Genomic DNA, 839 nt, shown 5'->3' with positions numbered 1-839 from the left:
TAGGGCGTGTCATCAATTAAGCCAAATGACAGAAGCAGCCAGATAAATTGCACCCAAAAAGTTAGTAGCGCGTTTATCGTAGCGCGTCGCAATCGCTCGATACTGCTTGAGTTTGGCAAAAAAGTTTTCAATCAGATGACGAGCTTTGTACAAATCCCGGTCATAGTCACGAGGTCTAGTACGGTTACGTTTTGGAGGAATCACTGGTGTTTTCCCCTGTGCTTGAAGTCGCTCAATCACTCGCTCATCGGCATCATAGCCTTTATCTGCCAGTACTGTATCCGCGACAACGGTGGGTAGCAATTGGTCGGCTCCATCCAGGTCGCAGGCTTGCCCTGGTGTCAGGTGAAAGCTCACTGGATTGCCCAACGCATCCACCACAGCATGAATCTTGGTACTTAATCCACCTTTACTGCGACCAATAGCTTCTGTACATCCATCCCCCCTTTTGCACCCGCGCTGTGTTGATGGGCACGGACAATCGTTGAGTCAATCATCGCATATTCATTGTCGGCATCATCTGCCAAGTGCTGAAATACCTGCTCCCACACCCCTGTTTTTGACCATCGACTGAAGCGGGTGTGAATCACACGAAAATCTCCAAATCTTGCTGGTAAGTCACGCCAAGGAATGCCTGCTCGGTAACGATATAAAACTGCTTCAACAAACAATCGATTATCTTTCGCCGTCACTCCCACATAGCCCTCTCGCCCAGGTAGTAGGTCTTTGATTCTCTCCCACTGGTCATCTCGTAGTGCATATCGGCGCGTCATCTTTTTCCTGTTATTTATCTTTCTTCACCTGTTCTTATTCCACTTTACCTAATTGATGACACGCCC

At 48.2% G+C, this 839-nt stretch carries 1 protein-coding gene; it reads right to left on the bottom strand.

Features of this window, described 5'->3' with window-relative positions:
* Positions 1 to 12 precede the first annotated feature (12 nt).
* A protein-coding gene (locus V7K44_RS24155; protein ID WP_442940713.1) for an IS5 family transposase occupies positions 13 to 773 on the bottom strand; the annotation gives its coding sequence in 2 pieces (ribosomal slippage) (positions 13 to 449 and positions 449 to 773; 762 coding nt in all).
* Positions 774 to 839: the final 66 nt, after the last annotated feature.

Origin of the sequence: Nostoc sp., from assembly GCF_036917235.1 — a bacterium.
Lineage (GTDB): Bacteria > Cyanobacteriota > Cyanobacteriia > Cyanobacteriales > Nostocaceae > Nostoc.
The sequence above is the reverse complement of the archived record's forward strand: the minus strand, read 5'-3'. Positions and strand labels throughout refer to the sequence as shown.